Here is a 1,210-nt window from a genome sequence, read left to right as displayed (position 1 = left end):
AACCGCCCCGGCTTTACCGGAGAGCGTTTCGTTCAACGGGTCAGGCGACCTTATCGCGGGGTTGGGGCTGTTCAAGATGTCGTCTCTCAGCCTCTGCCGGCGGCATGTAACCTAGCGAGCTCAGGAGCCGATGCTCGTTGTACCGATCTACCCGGTGGAAGGTCTCCCATTCGACCGCCTGCATGGTCTTCCAGGGCCCGAACTGCTTGATGACCTCGGTCTTGAACAGGCCGATGACGCTTTCCGCGAGCGCGTTATCGTATGAGTCACCCACCGTGCCGACGGATGGATCGACCTCTGCATCTGCCAGCCGTTCAGAGTGCTTGATGGAAGGATACTGCGACCCGCGGTCCCAGTGATGGATCAAGCTCTTGTTCCCCATGGGCTTTCTTTGCCATGGCGCCTGCTCGAGTGCATCGGGGACAAACTGGCCGGTCATCGAGGTCGATACCCGCCAGCCCACGATCCGACGGTCGGCATGGAAGGCGCGGTTGACCTTGTCGTCCGGACAGGGCCGCGCCGCGTCCGGGTTCGTCGTAACGACCTTCTTGCCGCGCACCACGCCCTGCAGGCCCATCTCGCGCATCAACCGTTCCGCCGTACAGCGCGCGACAGTCGTCATTGGAGCGCCATCGGCCTGAGCGACGCCCTCGCGCCTCAGGACATGCCAGACCTTCCGGGCGCCGTAGAGCCCGCGATTGTCCGACCGGACCCTCCGGATCTTCTCTCGCAGCGCGTTATCGCGCCGGGCGCGTTTGGACGCCCGCGAAGGGTCCCGGGCGATCGCCTTCCGTTCATAGTAAGTGGACGGGGCGATCGGCAGCTCGCGACAGATCGGCTCGACCCCGAACCCCTCCCGGAAATCATCCATGAATGCAGTCACTTGCGGAACGGGCGGTCGAGCTCCGTCCCGCTGCGCGGCAACACATGCTTGCATGTGTGAGAGCGGGGGCAAAATACGCACTGGCCTTCTTCAGGATCTCGTTCGCCTGGCGCAGTTCGCGCACCTCGCGCTCCAGCTCCTTTATCCGGGCCTTCTCTGCGCCGGTCGGCCCGGCTTTCTTGCCCACGTCACGCAGGGCCTTCTTGTACCAGACCCGCAAGCTATCCGGGGAGCAGCCAAGCTTCCGGGCAATGTCGCGCACCGCCGCCGTCAAAGTGCTGTAGCCATCGAGATGGTCCGCAACCATCTGCACAGCCCGCTCGCGGA

Annotated in this window: 1 pseudogene and 1 other annotated feature; the pseudogene reads right to left on the bottom strand. The window is 64.0% G+C overall.

Features of this window, described 5'->3' with window-relative positions:
- Nucleotides 1-40: 40 nt before the first annotated feature.
- Nucleotides 41-1,210 (bottom strand): annotated as a pseudogene (locus PAM7066_RS18415) (IS3 family transposase); the annotation flags it as partial.
- Nucleotides 809-932, bottom strand: a sequence feature (AL1L pseudoknot). It overlaps the preceding pseudogene by 124 nt.

It is taken from the genome of Palleronia marisminoris (genome assembly GCF_900172315.1).
Lineage (GTDB): Bacteria > Pseudomonadota > Alphaproteobacteria > Rhodobacterales > Rhodobacteraceae > Palleronia > Palleronia marisminoris.
Note: the sequence above shows the minus strand (reverse complement) of the source record. Positions and strands in the feature narration are given on the sequence as shown.